This window comes from Diaphorobacter sp. JS3051 (assembly GCF_015832135.1).
Lineage (GTDB): Bacteria > Pseudomonadota > Gammaproteobacteria > Burkholderiales > Burkholderiaceae_C > Diaphorobacter > Diaphorobacter nitroreducens.
Window position 1 is genome coordinate 4,193,716 of the sequence record NZ_CP065406.1, and the last position, 17,314, is coordinate 4,211,029.

Genomic DNA, 17,314 nt, shown 5'->3' on the forward strand with positions numbered 1-17,314 from the left:
CGCGGGGCCGCAGCGTTCTCTTCCAGCCATGCAAAAACTCTTACTCGGCATCGATGCCGTGTCCACCTTCATCGGCAAGGCGGCGGCCTGGGCCGTCGTGGGCCTGACGGCCCTGATCTGCTGGGAGGTCTTCTCGCGCTACGCGCTGAACAACCCCCATGCCTGGGTGCTGGACGCACAGATCATGCTGTACGGCACCATGTTCATGCTGGCGGGCGCCTACACCCTGGCCAAGAACGGCCACGTGCGCGGCGACGTGCTGTACGGATTCTTCAGCCCGCGCGTGCAGGCCGGGCTGGACCTGCTGCTCTACATCCTGTTCTTCCTGCCGGGTGTGCTGGCCATGACCTGGGCCGGCTGGACCTATGCGCAGGAATCGCTGGCCATCCGCGAGCAGACGTTCTCCGCCACGCCGCTGCCGCTGTACCCCTTCAAGTTCGTGATTCCCCTGGCGGGCGCCGTGCTGCTGCTGCAGGGGCTGGCGGAGATCGCGCGCTGCGTGATCTGCCTGCGCCAGGGCGCGTGGCCCCGGCGCGGCGAGGACGTGGAAGAGGTGGACGTCGAGAAGCTCAAGGAGATGGTGCACGTGAACGACAGCGACCTGCAGGTGCCGGCTCCCGCATCCGCCGCACAGGGGGGCAAGCCATGAAGATGCGCAAGGAACTGTGGTTCGGCTTTGCCATCATGGCGCTGGTGGTGGCCGGCGCCGTCGGGATGCTGCTGGGCGTGGAGACCGTCACGCGCGGCCACCTGGGCTTGCTGATGCTGTCGCTGGTGGTGGTGGCCATCATGGTGGGTTTTCCCACCGCGTTCACGCTCATGGGCATGGGCATGATCTTCACCTGGCTGGCGTACGACCGCGACATCACGCGCACGCTGGACCTGATGGTGCAGGCAGCTTACAAGAGCATGGCCAACGACGTGCTCATCGCCATCCCGTTGTTCGTGTTCATGGGCTACCTGGTCGAGCGGGCCAACCTGATCGAAAAGCTTTTCAAGAGCCTGCACCTGGCCATGGCGCGCGTGCCGGGTTCGCTGGCCGTGGCCACGCTGATCACCTGCGCCATCTTCGCCACCGCCACGGGCATCGTGGGCGCGGTGGTCACGCTGATGGGCCTGCTGGCGCTGCCGGCCATGCTGCGCGCGGGCTATAGCACGCCCATGTCGGCCGGCGCGATCACGGCGGGTGGCTGCCTGGGCATCCTGATTCCGCCGTCGGTGCTGCTGATCCTGTATGGCGCGACGGCGGGCGTATCGGTGGTGCAGTTGTACGCGGGCGCCTTCTTCCCCGGCATCATGCTGGCGGGCCTGTATGTGATGTACGTGATTCTGATGGCCAAGCTCAAGCCGGCCTGGGCGCCGCCGCTGTCGGCCAAGGAACGGCAGGTGGTGCTGCCGGCCATGACCGCCGCGCTGCCCGCCGAGACGCAGCAATATGCCCCCGTGCGCTTGCTGGATGCCCTCAAGGGCAAGCGCAATGCGCAGGTACCCACGGCCTATGTGCTGCGGCAACTGGCACTGGTGGTGATGCCGGGGCTGCTGTTCGTACTGCTGGCCACCAGCAGCTGGCGTGCGGTCACCACGGTGTCGGTGGAGGAGGCGTACGGCATCCAACCCATCGGCTTCAACGACAACTCGCCCCGGTGGCGTCGGAGTTTGGCTTGCAGGAGCCGCCGGTGGAGGGCGGCCTGCAAGAACCGCCGCAGGAATCCACGGGCCTGCAGGAGCCTCCGGGCGCGGACAGTGGTGCGCTGGCCGAGCCCCCCGGTGCCGAGCCCGCACAGTCCGCCCCATCCGCAGTGGGGGAGCCGCCCGGCTCCACCGCAGGTGCCACGCCCCAGGCCGCCACGCAACCCGCGCCCACCTGGTGGTGGGTCATGTTTGGCGTGCTGGGTGCGGCCACAGCGCTCTTCTATCTGTTCCTGAGCTTCGCGCGGCTGGAAATCTTCAAGATGCTGCTGGGCTCGTTCTTCCCGCTGCTGACACTGATCATGGCCGTGCTGGGCTCCATCGTGTTCGGTCTGGCGACGCCGACCGAGGCGGCGGCCATGGGGGCGTTCGGCGGCTTCGTGCTGGCCGCGGCCTACAAGCGTCTGAGCATGGATGTGGTGCGCGAGTCGGTGTACCTCACGGCCAAGACCTCGGCCATGGTGTGCTGGCTGTTCGTGGGCTCGGCCATCTTCTCCGCGGCCTTCGCGCTGCTGGGTGGGCAGGAGCTCATCGAGCAGTGGGTGCTCTCCATGAACCTGAGCAAGATCGAGTTCATGGTGCTGTCGCAGGTGGTGATCTTCCTGCTGGGCTGGCCGCTGGAGTGGACGGAGATCATCGTGATCTTCATGCCCATCTTCATTCCGCTGCTGAGCCACTTCGGCGTGGACCCGCTGTTCTTCGGCCTGCTGGTGGCGCTGAACCTGCAGACCGCCTTCCTGTCGCCGCCCGTGGCCATGTCGGCGTTCTACCTGAAGGGCGTGGCGCCGCCGCATGTGACGCTCAACCAGATCTTCCTGGGCATGCTGCCGTTCATGGGCATCCAGGTGCTGGCGATCGTGCTGCTGTATGTGTGGCCGCAGATCGGTCTGTGGCTGCCGCAACTGCTCTACAAGTGATGCCGGGCCGGGGACTGCGGTCCCCGCCTCATGGCGTCAACGCGCCGCGGCCCTGCGGCGCGTGAAGTTCCACCACGGCAGCACGCGGCTCATGGCCAGCACTTCGCCGCAGTGCATGGGCGCATAGCCGGGCATGGCAGCCATGCGCCGTTGCCAGGCAGGGGTCTGCAGCAGTTCGCGCAGCGCGCGCGTGGCCGGCTGCTCCAGTGAGGACTTCAGGCAGGCCAGGTGGTAGCGCTCGTACACCAGCGGCACGAAGTCCAGCCCGCGCGCACGCGCCGCCAGCTCGATGCCCATGCCCACGTCGGCACTGCCGGCGGCGATGGCCTGCGCCAGCGCGGCGTGCGAGGGCTCATCGCGGTCGTAGCCCTCGATCTCTGCGGGTTCCAGGCCCGCCTGCGCGAGCAGGTCGGTCAGCAGCACCCGCGTGCCCGTGCCCAGCGGGCGGTTGACGAAGCGCGCGCCCGTGCGCGCCACGTCCGCCAGCGAGGTCAGGCCCAGCGGGTTGCCGCGCGCCACGATCAGGCCCTGCGCGCGGCGCGCGAAGCCGATCACCTTGTGCAACCCCGGCTGCAGCAGCGGGCGGTAGGTCTGCGCGGCCAGGGTATCCATGCCCGGCTCCTCCAGCGTGTGAAAGCCGGCGATGGTGCACCGCCCTTCGTTGAGTGCGCGGATCGCGTCCACGCTGCCGGTGAAGCGGATGTCCAGATGCAGCGCGCCGCCCTGGCCCGCGTGGGCGGGCGCGGTGGCGAACGCACGCAGCACGGACAGCGCATCGTCGTGGCTGGCATACAGCGTGAGCACGTGGGCATGTTCGTCGAACGCCACGGCAAACGCGCGCTCCAGATCGGCGCGCAGCGCCTCGATCTGCGGCGCGAGCCGCGCCTGCGCCTGGCGCTCGGCCCACAGCAGCTTGGTGCCGAATTCGCTGAGCTGGGCGGACTGGCCCTTGCCCCAGATGATGAGCTCGCTGCCCAGTTGTTCTTCCCAGCGCTTGAGTGCGCCCCACACGTGGCGGTACGACAGGTCCAGCGCGCGCGCCGCGCCCGAGATGGAGCCCTGCTGCGCCACGGCCTGCAGCATGTCGAGCAGGGGATTGCGGATCAGCGCGTCGTCCGCGTCGCGGTCGAGCGTGTAGTGGAGTTGGATCCTATGCACAAGTTTTCATATCGCCGGGTATTGGATTGCTGCATACGATAGCCCAACCCATGTCCACAATGACCCAGAGCGTCGCCACGGCGCTGCACCTCATCACCTCCGCCGATGCCGCCTTGTGGACCATCGTCGTGCGTTCGCTCGCCGTGAGTGCCACGGCCTGCCTGCTCGCCTGCGGCGCGGGCGTGGTGCTGGGGGCATGGCTGGGCGTGGCGCGCTTTGCCGGGCGCGACGCGGTGCTCGCGGTGCTCAATACCCTGCTGGCCGTGCCCTCGGTGGTGGTGGGCCTGGGCGTGTACCTGCTGCTGTCGCGCACCGGCCCGCTGGGCAGCCTGGGCTGGCTGTTTTCTTTCAAGGCGATGGTGCTGGCGCAGGCGCTGCTGGTGTTGCCCGTGGTCACCGCGCTTACGCGCCAGGTGGTCGAGGACGTGGACCGCCTGCATGGAGAGCAGTTGCGCTCGCTGGGCGCCGGCACCCTGTTGCGTGCCCTGTTGGTGGCATGGGACGAGCGCTATGCGCTGCTCACGGTGCTGATCGCCGCATTCGGCCGCGCCATCTCGGAGGTGGGCGCGGTGATGATCGTGGGCGGCAACATCGACGGCTTCACGCGCGTCATGACCACCGCCATCGCGCTGGAGACCAGCAAGGGCGACCTGCCGCTGGCGCTGGCGCTGGGCCTCGTGCTGCTGGGCGTCGTGTTGTTGCTCAACGTGGGCATTGCGCTGCTGCGCCGCTGGCGTGAACGCGTGGATGGTGCCGCCGTGGGCGGCCTGGCCGGGGTGGGGGCATGAGCGCGCTGCCGTCACCCGTCTTCCCCGGGGAGGAGAGCCCGGGCGACGTTTCCACCATCGAGCCGCCGTTGTTTGCACTGCGCGAGCTGTCCGTGCGCTACGGCGCGGTGCAGGCGCTGGCCGGCATCAATCTGCGTGTGATGCCCGGCGAGCGCGTGGCTCTGGTGGGTGCCAACGGCAGTGGCAAGAGCACGCTGCTGCGCGCATTGCACGGCCTGGTGCGCCCCAGCGCGGGACAGCTGCGCCGCGACGGCGCGCCGCGCGTGGCCATGGTGTTCCAGCGGCCCTTCGTGCTGCGCACCAGCGCGCTGAACAACGTGGCGCTGGGCCTGTGGCTGCGCCGCGTGCGATGGCAAGAGGCGCGTGCGCAGGCGGCCGCCGCACTGCAGCGCGTGGAATTGCAGGCCATTGCCCGACAGAACGCGCGCACCTTGTCGGGCGGGCAGCAGCAGCGCCTGGCCTTTGCGCGCGCTTGGGCCCTGCGGCCCGACGTGCTGCTGCTGGACGAGCCCACCGCCAGCCTGGACCCGCATGCCAAGCGCGAGATCGAATCGCTGATGGCCGACTTTGCCGCCAGCCACGGCAGCGCTGGCCCCGATCAGCCGGTGACCATGCTGTTCAGCAGCCACAACCTGGGACAGGTCAAGCGCCTGGCCAGCCGTGTGCTCTACCTGGAGCACGGGCGCGTGCTGGCGGACCTGCCCGTGCACGATTTTTTCAACGGCCCCCTGCCCGAGGCCGCCCGTCTGTTCGTCAAAGGAGAAATGGCATGAAGAGTTACAAGCGTTTTTGGCCCCTGGCGCTTACCCAGACTGCGGTAGCAGCTATTGCTTTGGTAGCTTATGGCAGCGCTGCGGCACAGGCCATCACGATGGCGTCGACCACCTCGACCGAACAGTCGGGCCTGTTCACCCACCTGCTGCCGGCCTTCAAGCAGGCCACCGGCATCGATGTAAAAGTGGTGGCCGTGGGCACCGGCCAGGCGCTGGATATGGCGCGGCGCGGCGACGCCGACGTGCTGTTTGTGCACGACCAGGTGGCTGAAGAAAAGTTTGTGGCCGACGGCTGGGGCGTGAAGCGCTACCCGGTCATGTACAACGACTTCATCCTCGTGGGCGGCAAGGGCGACCCGGCCGCCACCAAGGGCAACGACATCGGCGTCGCACTCAAGAAGATTGCCGCGGCCAATGCCGAATTTGTCTCGCGTGGCGACAAGAGCGGCACCCATGCGGCCGAACTGCGCTACTGGAAGATCGCCACTGACGGCGTGAAGGGCAACGGCTACAAGGAATGCGGCTGCGGCATGGGCCCGGCGCTGAACATCGCGGCCTCCAGCGGCGCGTACGTGCTGTCGGACCGCGGCACCTGGCTCAACTTCAAGAACCGCGACAACCTGGCGGTGCTGGTGGAGGGTGACAAGCGCCTGTTCAATCAGTACGGCGTGATGCTGGTCAACCCCGCCAAGCATCCGCACGTCAAGCAGGCCGAGGCGCAAAAGTTTGTGGACTGGGTGATCTCGCCCGCGGGCCAGAACGTCATTGCCAGCTACAAGATCAACGGCGAGCAGCTGTTCTTCCCGAATGCCAACCAGTGAGTAAGGCCGCGCTTTGGTTTGCGGGCGTTACTGCGGGTTAATGGGGGTTAGATTCCAATTCTTTTTTGGCTTTTGGGTCTGAAAGTGGCTTTGGCGCTTGCTCTGTGGGCGTGAGTAGCTATTGTTTTTGAGTCGATGTGGGGTGTTTTCATGTCGCTGGCCGGGATATGCGCCCGGCCAACAACATCAAAAACAATAGCTACCCGCGCTCATCCCACAAGCGCTGCAGCCACTTTTGACCAATCAACTCCAATTTAATTGGAATCTGACCCCCATTAACCCCCGGGTCGCACGAAGCAGGTTGCCGCATTGACGGCGCAACCGCCTCAATCCACCAGAGCTACACCCTTGACCTGCGCAAACACCTCATCGCCCACGGCCAGCGCCAGCGTGCGGCAGGAGCGCAGCGTGATGCGCGCCAGCAGCGTGGTGCCCGCCACGTCCAGCGCCACCAGCACCTGACCGGGGCCGTCGTCGGCCAGTTGCGTGATGCGCGCGGGCAGCAGGTTCAGGATGCTGCTGTCCGGTGCGCGCGTGCGTGCCAGGCTCACGTCGCGCGCCAGCATGCGCAGGCGCACGGTCTCGCCCACGGCGCGGGGGCGGCCGCTGGCCAGCTGGATTTGACCGCCGGCTATGGCCACTGTGAGTAGCTGGTCGCGCGCGTCGTGCGCCAGCACACGGCCTTGCACCAGTGCGGCGGCCGCGTCGCCGTGCGCCAGGGGCAGATCCAGGCGCGCCATCAGCTCGGCCGTGGGGCCCTGGGCGGTCACGCGGCCGGCCTGCAGCAGCACCATGTGCGATGCCAGCCGGGCCACCTCGTCGCTCGAGTGGCTCACGTAGAGCACGGGAATGTCCAGGCTGCGCTGCAGGCGCTCCAGGTAGGGCATGACCTCGGCCTTGCGCGCGGCGTCCAGTGCAGCCAGGGGCTCGTCCATCAGCAGCACGCGCGGGCTGGTGGCGAGAGCCCGCGCAATCGCCACGCGCTGGCGCTCGCCGCCCGAGAGGGTGTGGGGCATGCGCTGCAGCAGCGCGCCCAGGCCCAGCAGTTCCACCGCCTGCTCCAGCGACACCTGGCGGCGTGCGGGCGGCTGGCGGCGCAGGCCGTATTCCATGTTGCGGCGCACGTCCAGGTGCGCGAACAGGCTGGCCTCCTGGAACACATAGCCCAGCGCGCGCTGGTGCGTGGGGCGCCACTGGCCGGTGGCGTCGTCCTGCCAGACTTCGCCGTTGACCTGTACGCTGCCGCGCGCGCGCTCCAGCCCCGCCAGCGCGCGCAGGCAGGTGGTCTTGCCGCAGCCCGAGGGGCCGAACAGCGCCGTCACCCCATGGCCCGGCAGCGCCAGCTGCACGTCCAGCGTGAAGTCCGGCCGCACCAAGGACAGCCGGGCGTGAATGCCGTTCATTGCGCCCGTCATCGCCCCCCCCTGGGCTGCAGCCAGTGCAGCAGCATGAGCACGATGAACGAGAACGCCACCATGCCGCCGGCGAGCCAGTGCGCCTGGGCGTACTCCAGGGCTTCCACATGGTCGTAGATCTGCACCGACACCACGCGCGTCACCCCGGGGATGTTGCCGCCCAGCATGAGCACCACGCCGAACTCGCCCACCGTGTGCGCAAAGCTCAGGATGGCGGCCGTCACGAACCCGGGGCGCGCCAAGGGCAGGGCGACACTGAAGAACCGGTCCAGCGGGCTGGCGCCCAGCGTGGCCGCCACCTCCAGCGGCCGGCGGCCCAGCGCTTCGAAGGCGCGCTGCAGCGGCTGCACGGCGAACGGCAGCGAATACACGAGGGAGCCGACGACCAGCCCCGGGAAGGTGAACGGCAGCCGTCCCAGGCCCAGCGCCTCGGTCAGCTGCCCGATGGCGCCGCCTGGCCCCATGCTCACCAGCAGATAGAAGCCGATCACCGTGGGCGGCAGTACCAGCGGCAGCGCCACCACGGCCCCCACGGGGCCGCGCCAGCGCGAGCGCGTGTGGGCCAGCCACCAGGCCAGCGGCGTGCACAGCACCAGCAGCAGCACGGTGGTGACGCTGGCCAGCTGCAGCGTGAGCCAGATGGCGGCCCAGTCGTCAGGGCCGATCAGGGGTGTGTTCAATGCTATTAAAACAAGAGCTGTTGGCGCTTGATTTATCTGGTTTTTCAGTCGGATTGGCTGGGAAACGCCCCGCCATCATGCGCAAGGCGCTTCAAAAATCATAGCCGTAGGCACGGATGACGGCGCGCGCTTTCTCGCCGCGCAGGTACTGCATGAGCGCGTCGGCCGCGGGGTTGCCCTCGCCCCGCTGGAGCACGATGGCGTCCTGGCGGATCGGTGCGTGCATGGTGGCGGGCACGACCCAGGCCGAGCCTTCGCGCAACTGGCCGTTCTCCATCACCTGCGAGAGCGCCACGAAGCCCAGTGGCGCGTTGCCCGATGCGGCGAACTGGTAGGTCTGGCCGATGTTCTCGCCCGTGACCACGCGTGGCTGCACCTGCGCCGCAAGGCCCAGCTTGTCCAGCGTCTGCATCGCGGCCAGGCCGTAGGGCGCCAGCTTGGGGTTGGCGATGGCGATGTGCTTCCAGTCGCCGGTGCGCAGCACCTGGCCTTCGGCATCCACATAGCCGGGCTGCTTGCTCCACAGCACCAGCCGGCCGATGGCGTAGGTGAAGCGCGTGGCGCCGTTACCCAGGCCCTCGCGGGCGATCTTCCGCGGCGTGGCGTCGTCGGCCGCCAGCAGCACCCCGAACGGCGCGCCGTTGGCGATCTGCGCGTAGAACTTGCCCGTGGCGCCAAAAGACAGCACGGCCTTGTGGCCCGTGTCCTGCTCGAACTGCGCGGCGATCCGTTGCATGGGCGCGGTGAAGTTGGCGGCCACGGCCACCGACACCTCACCCGCCTGCGCTGTCGGCAGCAGGGCAGCGGCAGCCAGAGCGGACCACAGGATGGAGCGGACAGGGAAACCGGACATGAGAGGACCTCGTTATTCCATTTGTGAATAGCGAGAAGTATAGCTACCCACCCGTGCATGCCGTTTGCCGTTTGCCGTTTGCAGCATGCCGCGTGCGCCCCAAGCGCCTTGGCGCCCGTGCGCGCAAGGCGGCATGATCGCGCCCATGCAGCATTCCCTATCGTTCCTCGACGCCCTCGGCCATGGCATGGCCGACAAGCGCATCGACATCCTGCGCCAGATCGGGCAGGGCGGCTCCATCTCCCAGGCGGCGCGTGCCGTGGGCGTCAGCTACAAGGCCGCGTGGCAGGCGCTGGATACGCTGACCAACCTGGCCGGCGCACCGTTGGTGGAGCGCGTGGTGGGCGGCGTGGGCGGCGGCGGCGCGCGCATCACGCCCGCGGGGCGGCAGTTGCTGGAGGCGGCCGATGCGATGCGGCAGGTGCGTGCCACGGTGCTGGCTGGGGTGGGCGAGGGCGGCGGCGCACAGGCGGTCGCCGCGCGGCTGGCGGTGCGCACCAGCATGCGCAACCAATGGCCCTGCATCGTGCAAGGCATGCAGTCGTGTGGGCAGATCGTGCGCGTGCATCTGCGTGGGGCGGGCGACGCGGCGCAGCTGCAGGTGTTTTCGCGCATCACGCGCGAGAGCGCCGAGCTGCTGGGCCTGCGCCCGGGCGTGCCCGTGCAGGCGCTGTGCAAGGCCACGGCCGTGCGTGTGCTGGCTGCGGCACGTGCGCCTGCGCTGGGTGCCGCCAATCACTGGGCCGCGCGGGCCGCGCGCGTGTCGCGCGGCGAGTTGGGAGACGAGGTCGCGGCGCAGTTGGAAGCGGGCATGCAGATGGTGGGATTCGCTGCCGCGGGATCGGGGCTGCGCGTGCGCTCGCGTGTCGTCATGGTGGCCGAGGAGTCGGCCATCGTGATCGCCGCCGAGAGCGCATGAATGACCCGCAAGGCCCCGTGTTGGCCGGGGGCATGAAGCGTTCCTACGTAGGCGTTTATACATAGGCATTTCTCCCAGTTATGGCGCACGGGGTGGCACTTTAGGATGCGGTGCAACATAAACATGGAGACGGTCTGTGTCGCGCACCCCGCGCGGCGCGTGCCTGATGACAATGAGCGACGTCATACTGCAAACATCCCGCCTCACCAAGGAATTCAAGGGCTTCACCGCGGTCAGCGATGTGAATCTGAGCGTGCGCCGCGGGTCCATCCACGCATTGATCGGCCCCAACGGCGCAGGCAAGACCACCTGCTTCAACCTGCTGACCAAGTTCCTGGAGCCCACATCGGGCACCATCCATTTCAACGGCCACGACATCACGCGTGAGCAGCCGGCGCAGATCGCGCGGCGCGGCGTGATTCGCTCGTTCCAGATCTCGGCGGTGTTCCCTCACCTCACGCTGATGGAGAACGTGCGCCTGGGCCTGCAGCGCAAGCTGGGCACGAGCTATCACTTCTGGCGCAGCGAGCGCAGCCTCAGCCAGCTCAACGACCGTGCGGTGCAACTGCTGACCGAGGTCGGCCTGCAGGAGCTGGCCGACGAGGTCACGGTGAACCTGCCCTATGGCCGCAAGCGTGCGCTGGAGATCGCCACCACGCTGGCCATGGAGCCCGAGCTCATGCTGCTCGACGAGCCCACGCAGGGCATGGGCCACGAGGACGTGGACCGCGTCACGCAGCTCATCAAAAAGGTGTCGGCCGGCCGCACCATCCTCATGGTGGAGCACAACATGAAGGTCATCGCGACCATCGCCGACCGCATCACGGTGCTGCAGCGCGGCGCCGTCCTGGCCGAAGGGCCCTACGAAGAAGTCTCGAAGAATCCACAAGTCATGGAAGCGTACATGGGCACGACCGACGGCCAACTGCAGGGGGCGCACTGACATGGCCGGCACCCCCGCACTGGAAATCAAGAACCTCGAAGCCTGGTACGGCGAGTCGCACGTGCTGCACGGCGTGGACATGGTCGTGCAGCCCGGCGAGGTGGTCACCCTGCTCGGGCGTAACGGCGCGGGGCGCACGTCCACGCTGCGCGCCATCATGGGCCTGACCGGCGCACGCAAGGGCTCGGTCAAGATCAACGGCGTGGAAACCATCAACATGCCCACGCACCGCATCGCGCACCTGGGCGTGGGCTACTGCCCCGAGGAGCGCGGCATCTTCTCCAGCCTGTCGTGCGAGGAGAACCTGCTGCTGCCTCCCGTGCTCAAGACCGGCACGCAAGGCATGCCGGTCGACGAGATCTATGCCATGTTCCCCAACCTGGCCGAGCGCAGGAACAGCCAGGGCACGCGCCTGTCGGGCGGCGAGCAGCAGATGCTGGCCGTGGCCCGCATCCTGCGCACCGGCGCCAAGCTGCTGCTGCTCGACGAAATCTCCGAGGGCCTGGCGCCCGTGATCGTGCAGGCGCTGGCCCGCATGATCACCATGCTGCGCGAGAAGGGCTACACGGTGGTGATGGTGGAGCAGAACTTCCGCTTCGCCGCGCCGCTGGCCGACCGCTTCTACGTCATGGAGCACGGCCAGATCGCCCTGCAGTTCGGCGCCGACGAGCTGGAGGCCAAGATGCCCGTGCTCAACCAGTTGCTGGGCGTCTGACCGACCCCTTTCCCATTCGTTTCGCACCCACCAAGGAGACAACAATGCAAAAGACACTCAAGACACTGGTCGCAGTGATGGGGGCCGCCGGCCTGGCGGTATCCGCCATGCAGGCCCATGCACAGGACAAGGTCAAGATCGGTTTCATCACCGACATGTCCAGCCTTTACGCCGACCTGGAAGGCAAGAACGGCGTGGTAGCGATCCAGATGGCCATCGACGACTTTGGCGGCAAGGTGCTGGGCAAGCCGATCGAGCTGCTGTCCGCCGACCACCAGAACAAGGCCGACATCGCCGCCAGCAAGGCGCGCGAATGGATCGACACGCAGAACCTGACCATGCTGTTTGGCGGCACCAACTCCGGCACCGCGCTGGCCATGGCCGAGGTGGCGAAGGATAAGAAGCGCGTCTATTTCAACAACGGCGCGGGCTCCTCGGCGCTGACCAACGCCCAGTGCAGCCCCTACACCGTGCACTACGCCTACGACACCGTGGCACTGGCCAAGGGCACCGGCGGCGCCGTGGTCAAGCAAGGCGGCAAGGACTGGTTCTTCCTGACGGCCGACTACGCCTTCGGCCAGGCGCTGGAGAACGACACGGCCGCGGTCGTGAAGGACAACGGCGGCCGCGTGCTGGGCAGCGTCAGGCACCCGCTGAACGCATCCGACTTCTCTTCGTTCCTGCTGCAGGCGCAAAGCTCCAAGGCGCAGATCCTGGGCCTGGCCAACGCGGGCGGCGACACCATCAATTCCATCAAGGCCGCCAAGGAATTCGGCATCACCAAGACCATGAAGCTGGCCGGTCTGCTCGTGTTCCTGACCGACATCCACAGCCTGGGCCTGCGCAACACCGAGGGCCTGCTGCTGACCACCAGCTGGGACTGGAACCTGAACGACCAGACGCGCGCCTTCGGCAAGAAGTTCTTCGCCAAGACCAAGCGCATGCCCACGGACATCCACGCCGCCGACTACTCGGCCACGATGAACTACCTGAAGGCCGTGCAGGCCGCGGGCACCACCGACGCCGACAAGGTCATGGAAAAGCTCAAGTCCACGCCGATCGACGACTTCTACGCCAAGGGCGTGATCCGTCCTGACGGCCGCTTTGCGCACGACATGTACCTGATGCAGGTGAAGTCGCCCGCAGAGTCCAAGGAACCCTGGGACTACTACAAGGTCGTGGCCAAGCTGCCTGCCGACCAGGTCTGGACCACCAAGGCCGAGAGCAAGTGCGCGCTGTGGAAGTAACGCTGCGCTGACCGAACCCTCCCACATCACCCGTAGCGTCTAGTTCAAATGGAAATCTTTGGTGTATCAATGTCGGCCATGCTGAGTCAGCTCCTCCTGGGGCTGGTCAATGGCTCGTTCTACGCGATCCTCAGTTTGGGGCTGGCCGTCATCTTCGGCCTGCTCAACGTGATCAACTTCGCGCACGGTGCGCTGTTCATGCTGGGGGCGCTGATCACCTGGATGGCCATGAACTATTTCGGCGTCAACTACTGGGTGATGCTGATCTGTGCTCCGCTGATCGTAGGGGTGATCGGCGTGGTGATCGAGCGGCTCCTGCTGCGCTGGATCTACAAGCTCGACCACCTGTACGGCATGCTGCTCACGCTGGGCCTCACGCTGATGATCGAGGGCGTGTTCCGCTCGATCTACGGCGTCTCCGGCCTGGGCTACGACACGCCCGAGTTGCTCGAAGGCGCCACCAACCTGGGCTTCATGGTCATGCCCAACTACCGTGCCTGGGTGGTCGTGGCCTCCGTCACGGTGTGCATTGCCACGTGGTACGTGATCGAGAAGACCAAGCTGGGCGCCTACCTGCGCGCCGGTACCGAGAACCCCCGCCTGGTGGAAGCCTTCGGCGTCAATGTGCCCGTCATGGTGACGCTGACCTACGCCTTCGGCGCAGCGCTCGCGGCCTTTGCCGGCGTGCTGGCGGCGCCCGTGTACCAGGTCACGCCGCTGATGGGCCAGAACCTCATCATCGTCGTGTTTGCGGTGGTGGTGATTGGCGGCATGGGCTCGATCATGGGCTCCATCCTCACCGGCCTGGGCCTGGGCGTGATCGAGGGCTTCACCAAGGTGTTCTACCCCGAAGCCTCGTCCACCGTCGTGTTCGTCATCATGGCCATCGTCCTGCTCATCCGCCCCGCCGGCCTGTTCGGCAAAGAGAAGTAAGCCAACGGGGTGAACCACATGAACGTCAATAAATTCGCTCCCATTGGCTACGGCCTGCTGCTGCTCGGCCTGATCGTCGCGCCCTTCCTTGGCGCCTACCCGGTGTTCGTGATGAAGCTGCTGTGCTTCGCGCTGTTCGCCTCGGCCTTCAACCTGCTGCTGGGCTACACGGGCCTGCTGTCCCTCGGCCATGCCGCGTTCCTGGGCGGCGCGGCCTACGTGACGGGCCATGCCGTGAAGGTGTGGGGCGCCACGCCCGAGCTCGGCCTGCTGGCCGGCCTGCTGGCCGGCGCGCTGCTGGGGCTGGTGATGGGCTTCTTCGCCATTCGCCGCCAGGGCATCTACGCCACCATGATCACGCTGGCGCTGGCGCAGATGCTGTTCTTCGCGGCGCTGCAGGCGCCCTTCACGGGCGGCGAGGACGGCCTGCAGGGCGTGCCGCGCGGCAAGCTGTTCGGCGTGCTCGACCTGTCGAGCGACCTGACCATGTACTACGTGTGCCTGATCGTGGTGGTGGTGGCCTTCCTGCTGATCGTGCGCACCATCCACTCGCCGTTCGGGCAGGTGCTCAAGGGCATCAAGGAAAACGAGCCGCGCGCCATCTCGCTGGGCTACGACACCAACCGCTTCAAGCTGCTGGCCTTCGTGATCTCGGCCGCCATTGCGGGCCTGGCCGGCGCGCTCAAGACCCTGGTGCTGGGCTTCGCCACGCTGACCGACGTGCACTGGAGCGCCTCCGGCCACGTCGTGCTGATGACGCTGGTGGGGGGCCTGGGCACGCTGAGCGGCCCGCTGGTGGGCTCGGCCGTGGTGGTGCTGCTGGAGAACAAGATCGGCGAGCTGGGCACGCTGCTCGCGCAACTCACGACCATCGACTGGTTCAACACCCTGGGCGAGTCGGTGACCATCGTCACGGGCCTGATCTTCGTGGTCTGCGTGCTGGCCTTCCGCCGCGGCATCATGGGCGAGATCATCGCCTGGCTGGAGCGCCGCCGCACGGGGGGCAGCGGCAGCCACTGACGCCCTCGTCACCGCATGCCGGCTGGGCCAAGCCCCAGGCCGGCGGCACCCTCGGCCATGCGCGGCAACCGCCCTGCATGGCCGCTTTGTTTTTGATAGCTGGCGGCGCTTGTTGTGTCTAGGTTTTAGATACAAACCGGGTGGAAATGCCCAAAAGCAAAGCGCTGGCAGCTATCACATGCATAGCGACGGGCCGCGCCGTCAGCCCAGCCGCAGGCGCTGCGCGTAGCCCGTCATCTCCAGATAGCCGCGCCCCACCTCGGGGCCGGCCGGTTCGCCCGCATCGCCCCGCGCCCGCGCTGCATGCAGCGTGCTCAGCCCTTCCCAGTAGATCGCGCCGGTGGAGCCGCGGCTGTCCAGCTCCTGCGCGTCCAGCAGCGCACGCACGATGAAGCCGCCCGCGGGCGTGTCCACGCGCCACTGCACCGGGTAGCGCGCGCCGCTGGCCGGGCTGTGCCAGTGGCGCAGCGGGGAGAACACCACGGCCTCGGATGCGAACACCTGCGCGGCGTCCGCTCCTGCGGGCCGCCAGGAACCCCCGGTCCAGAGCGTGCTGCCGTCGGCGCGCCGCAGGCGGAACGCGGTGAGTGCGGCGCCGTCGTGCAGGTTCATGCCGATCCAGTCCCAGCCCACGGCCTCGGGGTGCATCAGCGCCTCGCTCCACTCATGGTCCATCCAGGCGCGGTTGGCGGGCGCGGCCAGTGGTTGCACCGGCATGCGCCGGCCCGCGAGGGTGATGGCGCCCGTCACGGCCAACTGGGGCTGGCTGTAGTAGTAGCTGGCCTGCGCCGCGTCGGGCCCCTTGCGCGACAGGCCGGCCTGGCCCTGCAGCAGCACGGGCTGGGTGCTGGCGCAGTCCAGCTCCAGCGCAAACCCTTCTGCCTGCGCGCGCACCTCGTAGCGGCTGCCGCCCGGCGCGCTGCTGGCATGGCGCGTGAGCGACCAGTCGCGCAGGCGCACCTGCGTGTCGCCCTCCAGCGCCTGGGCAATGCCGAAGCCCGCGCGGGCTATGCGCTGGTCGTGCAATTGGCGACGGCCTTGCACGTCGGTCAGCGCCGCGTGCGCAAACACGAGCTGGCGCGCGGCGAAGGCCGACTGCATGCCCTGCGTGGCCTCCACGCGCGTGCGAAAAAAGGTGATCTGAAAGCCCCACAGCCGCTCGTCGGCCTGCGCATGGCCGGTGATGTACCACCACTCGGTGCGCAGATCGGGGTGGCTGCCGTGGTCGCGCGGGAAGGCCAGCGTGCGCGGCGCCAGGGCCCAGGCGGGAGCAGCCCAGCCGCAGGCAGCACTGCCCAGCGCGCCCTGGGCCGCGAATGCCAGCAGCGCGCGGCGCCCGATCATCAGGCCAGCAGCGCCTGCAGCCGCCCGTGCGAGGCCGCGCAGTCGCCCAGGCAGCGCTGCACCCAGGCGTCGTCGTGGTAGGTGGGCAGGTAGCGCTCGCCCGCGTCGCACAGCAGCGAGAGGATCGACCCCCGCTGCCCCTGCGTGCGCATCTCCTGCGCCAGCCGCAGCATGGCGACGAAGTTGGTGCCCGTGGACGGGCCGACGCGCCGCCCCAGCAGGGCGGACAGCGCGCGCATGGCGGCGACGGAGTCGTCGTCGGCCACTTCCTCCATGCGGTCCACCAGCGTGCGGATGAAGCTCGGCTCTACGCGTGGGCGGCCAATGCCTTCGATGCGCGAGCCCGGCGCGGTGAGCGTGGCGTCGCCCGTGCGGTGGTAGGCGCCGAACACCGAGCCCGCCGGGTCGGCCACGCATACCTGCGTGGCGTGGCGCTGGTAGCGCAGGTAGCGGCCGATGGTTGCGCTGGTGCCGCCCGTACCTGCACCCACCACGATCCAGCGCGGCACCGGGTGGCGCTCGCGCTGCATCTGGGTGAACATGCTCTCGGCGATGTTGTTGTTGCCGCGCCAGTCGGTGGCGCGCTCGGCGTAGGTGAACTGGTCCATGTAGTGGCCGCCCGTGTCGGCGGCGATGGCGCGCGCAGCGTCGTACACGTCGCCCGCACGCTCCACGAAGTGGCAGCGCCCGCCGTAGAACTCGATCAGCGCGATCTTCTCGGCCGATGTGCTGCGCGGCATCACCGCCACGAAGGGCAGGCCCAGCAGGCGCGCGAAATAGGCCTCGCTCACGGCGGTGGAGCCGCTCGATGCCTCCACGATGGTGGAACCCTCGCGCACCCAGCCATTGCATAGCGCATACAGGAACAGCGAGCGCGCCAACCGGTGCTTGAGGCTGCCCGTGGGATGGGTGGATTCGTCCTTCAAATACAGGTCGATGCCGGCGCTGGCGAACGCGGGCAGCGGCAGCGGGATCAGGTGGGTGTCGGCGCTGCGCTGGTAGTCGGCCTCGATGCGGGCGATGGCCTCGTGCAGCCAGCCGCTGCCGGCCGCCGGGGCGGAAAGAGAGGAGGGGGACAACATGGCCCGCATTGTCGGCG

Annotated in this window: 16 protein-coding genes and 1 pseudogene; 11 read left to right on the forward strand and 6 right to left on the reverse strand. The window is 68.0% G+C overall.

The annotated features are described in order from the left end of the window. The first annotated feature begins 28 nt into the window (after positions 1-28). Both I3K84_RS19995 and I3K84_RS20000 read left to right on the forward strand, forming a co-directional pair. Positions 29-649 (forward strand): TRAP transporter small permease subunit, encoded by a 621-nt coding sequence (locus tag I3K84_RS19995; protein WP_011806256.1) that lies wholly within the window; start codon positions 29-31, stop codon positions 647-649. After that, positions 646-2,606: pseudogene (locus tag I3K84_RS20000) on the forward strand (TRAP transporter large permease subunit). Before I3K84_RS19995 ends, I3K84_RS20000 begins: the two are co-directional and overlap by 4 nt. A 36-nt stretch (positions 2,607-2,642) precedes the next feature. Here the strand turns inward: I3K84_RS20000 and I3K84_RS20005 are convergent. After that, complete coding sequence (locus tag I3K84_RS20005; protein WP_011806254.1) at positions 2,643-3,764, reverse strand: substrate-binding domain-containing protein; 1,122 nt, start codon at positions 3,762-3,764, stop codon at positions 2,643-2,645. A gap of 50 nt (positions 3,765-3,814) precedes the next feature. On the opposite strand from I3K84_RS20005, the gene I3K84_RS20010 reads away from it, so the two are divergent. Genes I3K84_RS20010 through I3K84_RS20020 form a run of 3 tightly spaced genes read left to right on the forward strand, consistent with a single transcriptional unit; the run spans position 3,815 to position 6,146 of the window. Beyond that, complete coding sequence (locus I3K84_RS20010; RefSeq protein WP_011806253.1) at positions 3,815-4,552, forward strand: ABC transporter permease; 738 nt, start codon at positions 3,815-3,817, stop codon at positions 4,550-4,552. Further along, entirely contained in the window at positions 4,549-5,325 is a 777-nt protein-coding gene (locus tag I3K84_RS20015) for a phosphate ABC transporter ATP-binding protein (protein WP_231403374.1), read from the forward strand. Before I3K84_RS20010 ends, I3K84_RS20015 begins: the two co-directional genes overlap by 4 nt. Next, complete coding sequence (locus I3K84_RS20020; protein ID WP_196995230.1) at positions 5,322-6,146, forward strand: substrate-binding domain-containing protein; 825 nt, start codon at positions 5,322-5,324, stop codon at positions 6,144-6,146. Before I3K84_RS20015 ends, I3K84_RS20020 begins: the two co-directional genes overlap by 4 nt. A gap of 326 nt (positions 6,147-6,472) precedes the next feature. On the opposite strand, the gene modC is transcribed toward I3K84_RS20020, so the two are convergent. The 3 genes from modC to modA form a co-directional block, all read right to left on the reverse strand. Beyond that, complete coding sequence (modC, locus tag I3K84_RS20025; RefSeq protein ID WP_370567757.1) at positions 6,473-7,549, reverse strand: molybdenum ABC transporter ATP-binding protein; 1,077 nt, start codon at positions 7,547-7,549, stop codon at positions 6,473-6,475. An 8-nt stretch (positions 7,550-7,557) separates the two neighbouring features. After that, on the reverse strand, positions 7,558-8,241 hold the full coding sequence (modB, locus tag I3K84_RS20030; protein ID WP_047349501.1) for a molybdate ABC transporter permease subunit: 684 nt from the start codon (positions 8,239-8,241) through the stop codon (positions 7,558-7,560). 91 nt (positions 8,242-8,332) lie between these two features. Then, the gene (gene modA / locus I3K84_RS20035; protein ID WP_196995232.1) at positions 8,333-9,094 is read right to left on the reverse strand and encodes a molybdate ABC transporter substrate-binding protein; all 762 of its coding nucleotides are present in this window, start codon (positions 9,092-9,094) and stop codon (positions 8,333-8,335) included. Between the two features lie 133 nt (positions 9,095-9,227). Here modA and I3K84_RS20040 point away from each other — a divergent pair, with 133 nt between their 5' ends. The 6 genes from I3K84_RS20040 (at position 9,228) to I3K84_RS20065 (ending at position 14,871) form a co-directional block, all read left to right on the forward strand. After that, positions 9,228-10,013, forward strand: a complete 786-nt coding sequence (locus I3K84_RS20040) for a TOBE domain-containing protein (RefSeq protein ID WP_196995233.1) — start codon at positions 9,228-9,230, stop codon at positions 10,011-10,013. 172 nt (positions 10,014-10,185) lie between these two features. After that, positions 10,186-10,956 (forward strand): ABC transporter ATP-binding protein, encoded by a 771-nt coding sequence (locus I3K84_RS20045; RefSeq protein ID WP_196995234.1) that lies wholly within the window; start codon positions 10,186-10,188, stop codon positions 10,954-10,956. Position 10,957: 1 nt separating this feature from the next. Beyond that, a complete protein-coding gene (locus I3K84_RS20050) occupies positions 10,958-11,671 on the forward strand; it encodes an ABC transporter ATP-binding protein (RefSeq protein ID WP_196995235.1) in 714 nt (237 codons plus the stop codon). Positions 11,672-11,715: 44 nt separating this feature from the next. After that, a complete protein-coding gene (locus I3K84_RS20055) occupies positions 11,716-12,918 on the forward strand; it encodes an ABC transporter substrate-binding protein (protein WP_196995236.1) in 1,203 nt (400 codons plus the stop codon). Positions 12,919-12,966: 48 nt separating this feature from the next. After that, positions 12,967-13,851, forward strand: a complete 885-nt coding sequence (locus I3K84_RS20060; RefSeq protein ID WP_196995237.1) for a branched-chain amino acid ABC transporter permease — start codon at positions 12,967-12,969, stop codon at positions 13,849-13,851. Positions 13,852-13,869: 18 nt separating this feature from the next. Beyond that, complete coding sequence (locus I3K84_RS20065) at positions 13,870-14,871, forward strand: branched-chain amino acid ABC transporter permease (protein WP_196995238.1); 1,002 nt, start codon at positions 13,870-13,872, stop codon at positions 14,869-14,871. Positions 14,872-15,072: 201 nt separating this feature from the next. On the opposite strand, the gene I3K84_RS20070 is transcribed toward I3K84_RS20065, so the two are convergent. Beyond that, entirely contained in the window at positions 15,073-16,215 is a 1,143-nt protein-coding gene (locus tag I3K84_RS20070) for a lipocalin-like domain-containing protein (protein ID WP_196995239.1), read from the reverse strand. Beyond that, the gene (locus I3K84_RS20075; RefSeq protein ID WP_196995240.1) at positions 16,215-17,306 is read right to left on the reverse strand and encodes a PLP-dependent cysteine synthase family protein; all 1,092 of its coding nucleotides are present in this window, start codon (positions 17,304-17,306) and stop codon (positions 16,215-16,217) included. The genes I3K84_RS20070 and I3K84_RS20075 overlap by 1 nt, the downstream gene beginning before the upstream one ends. Positions 17,307-17,314 lie beyond the last annotated feature (8 nt).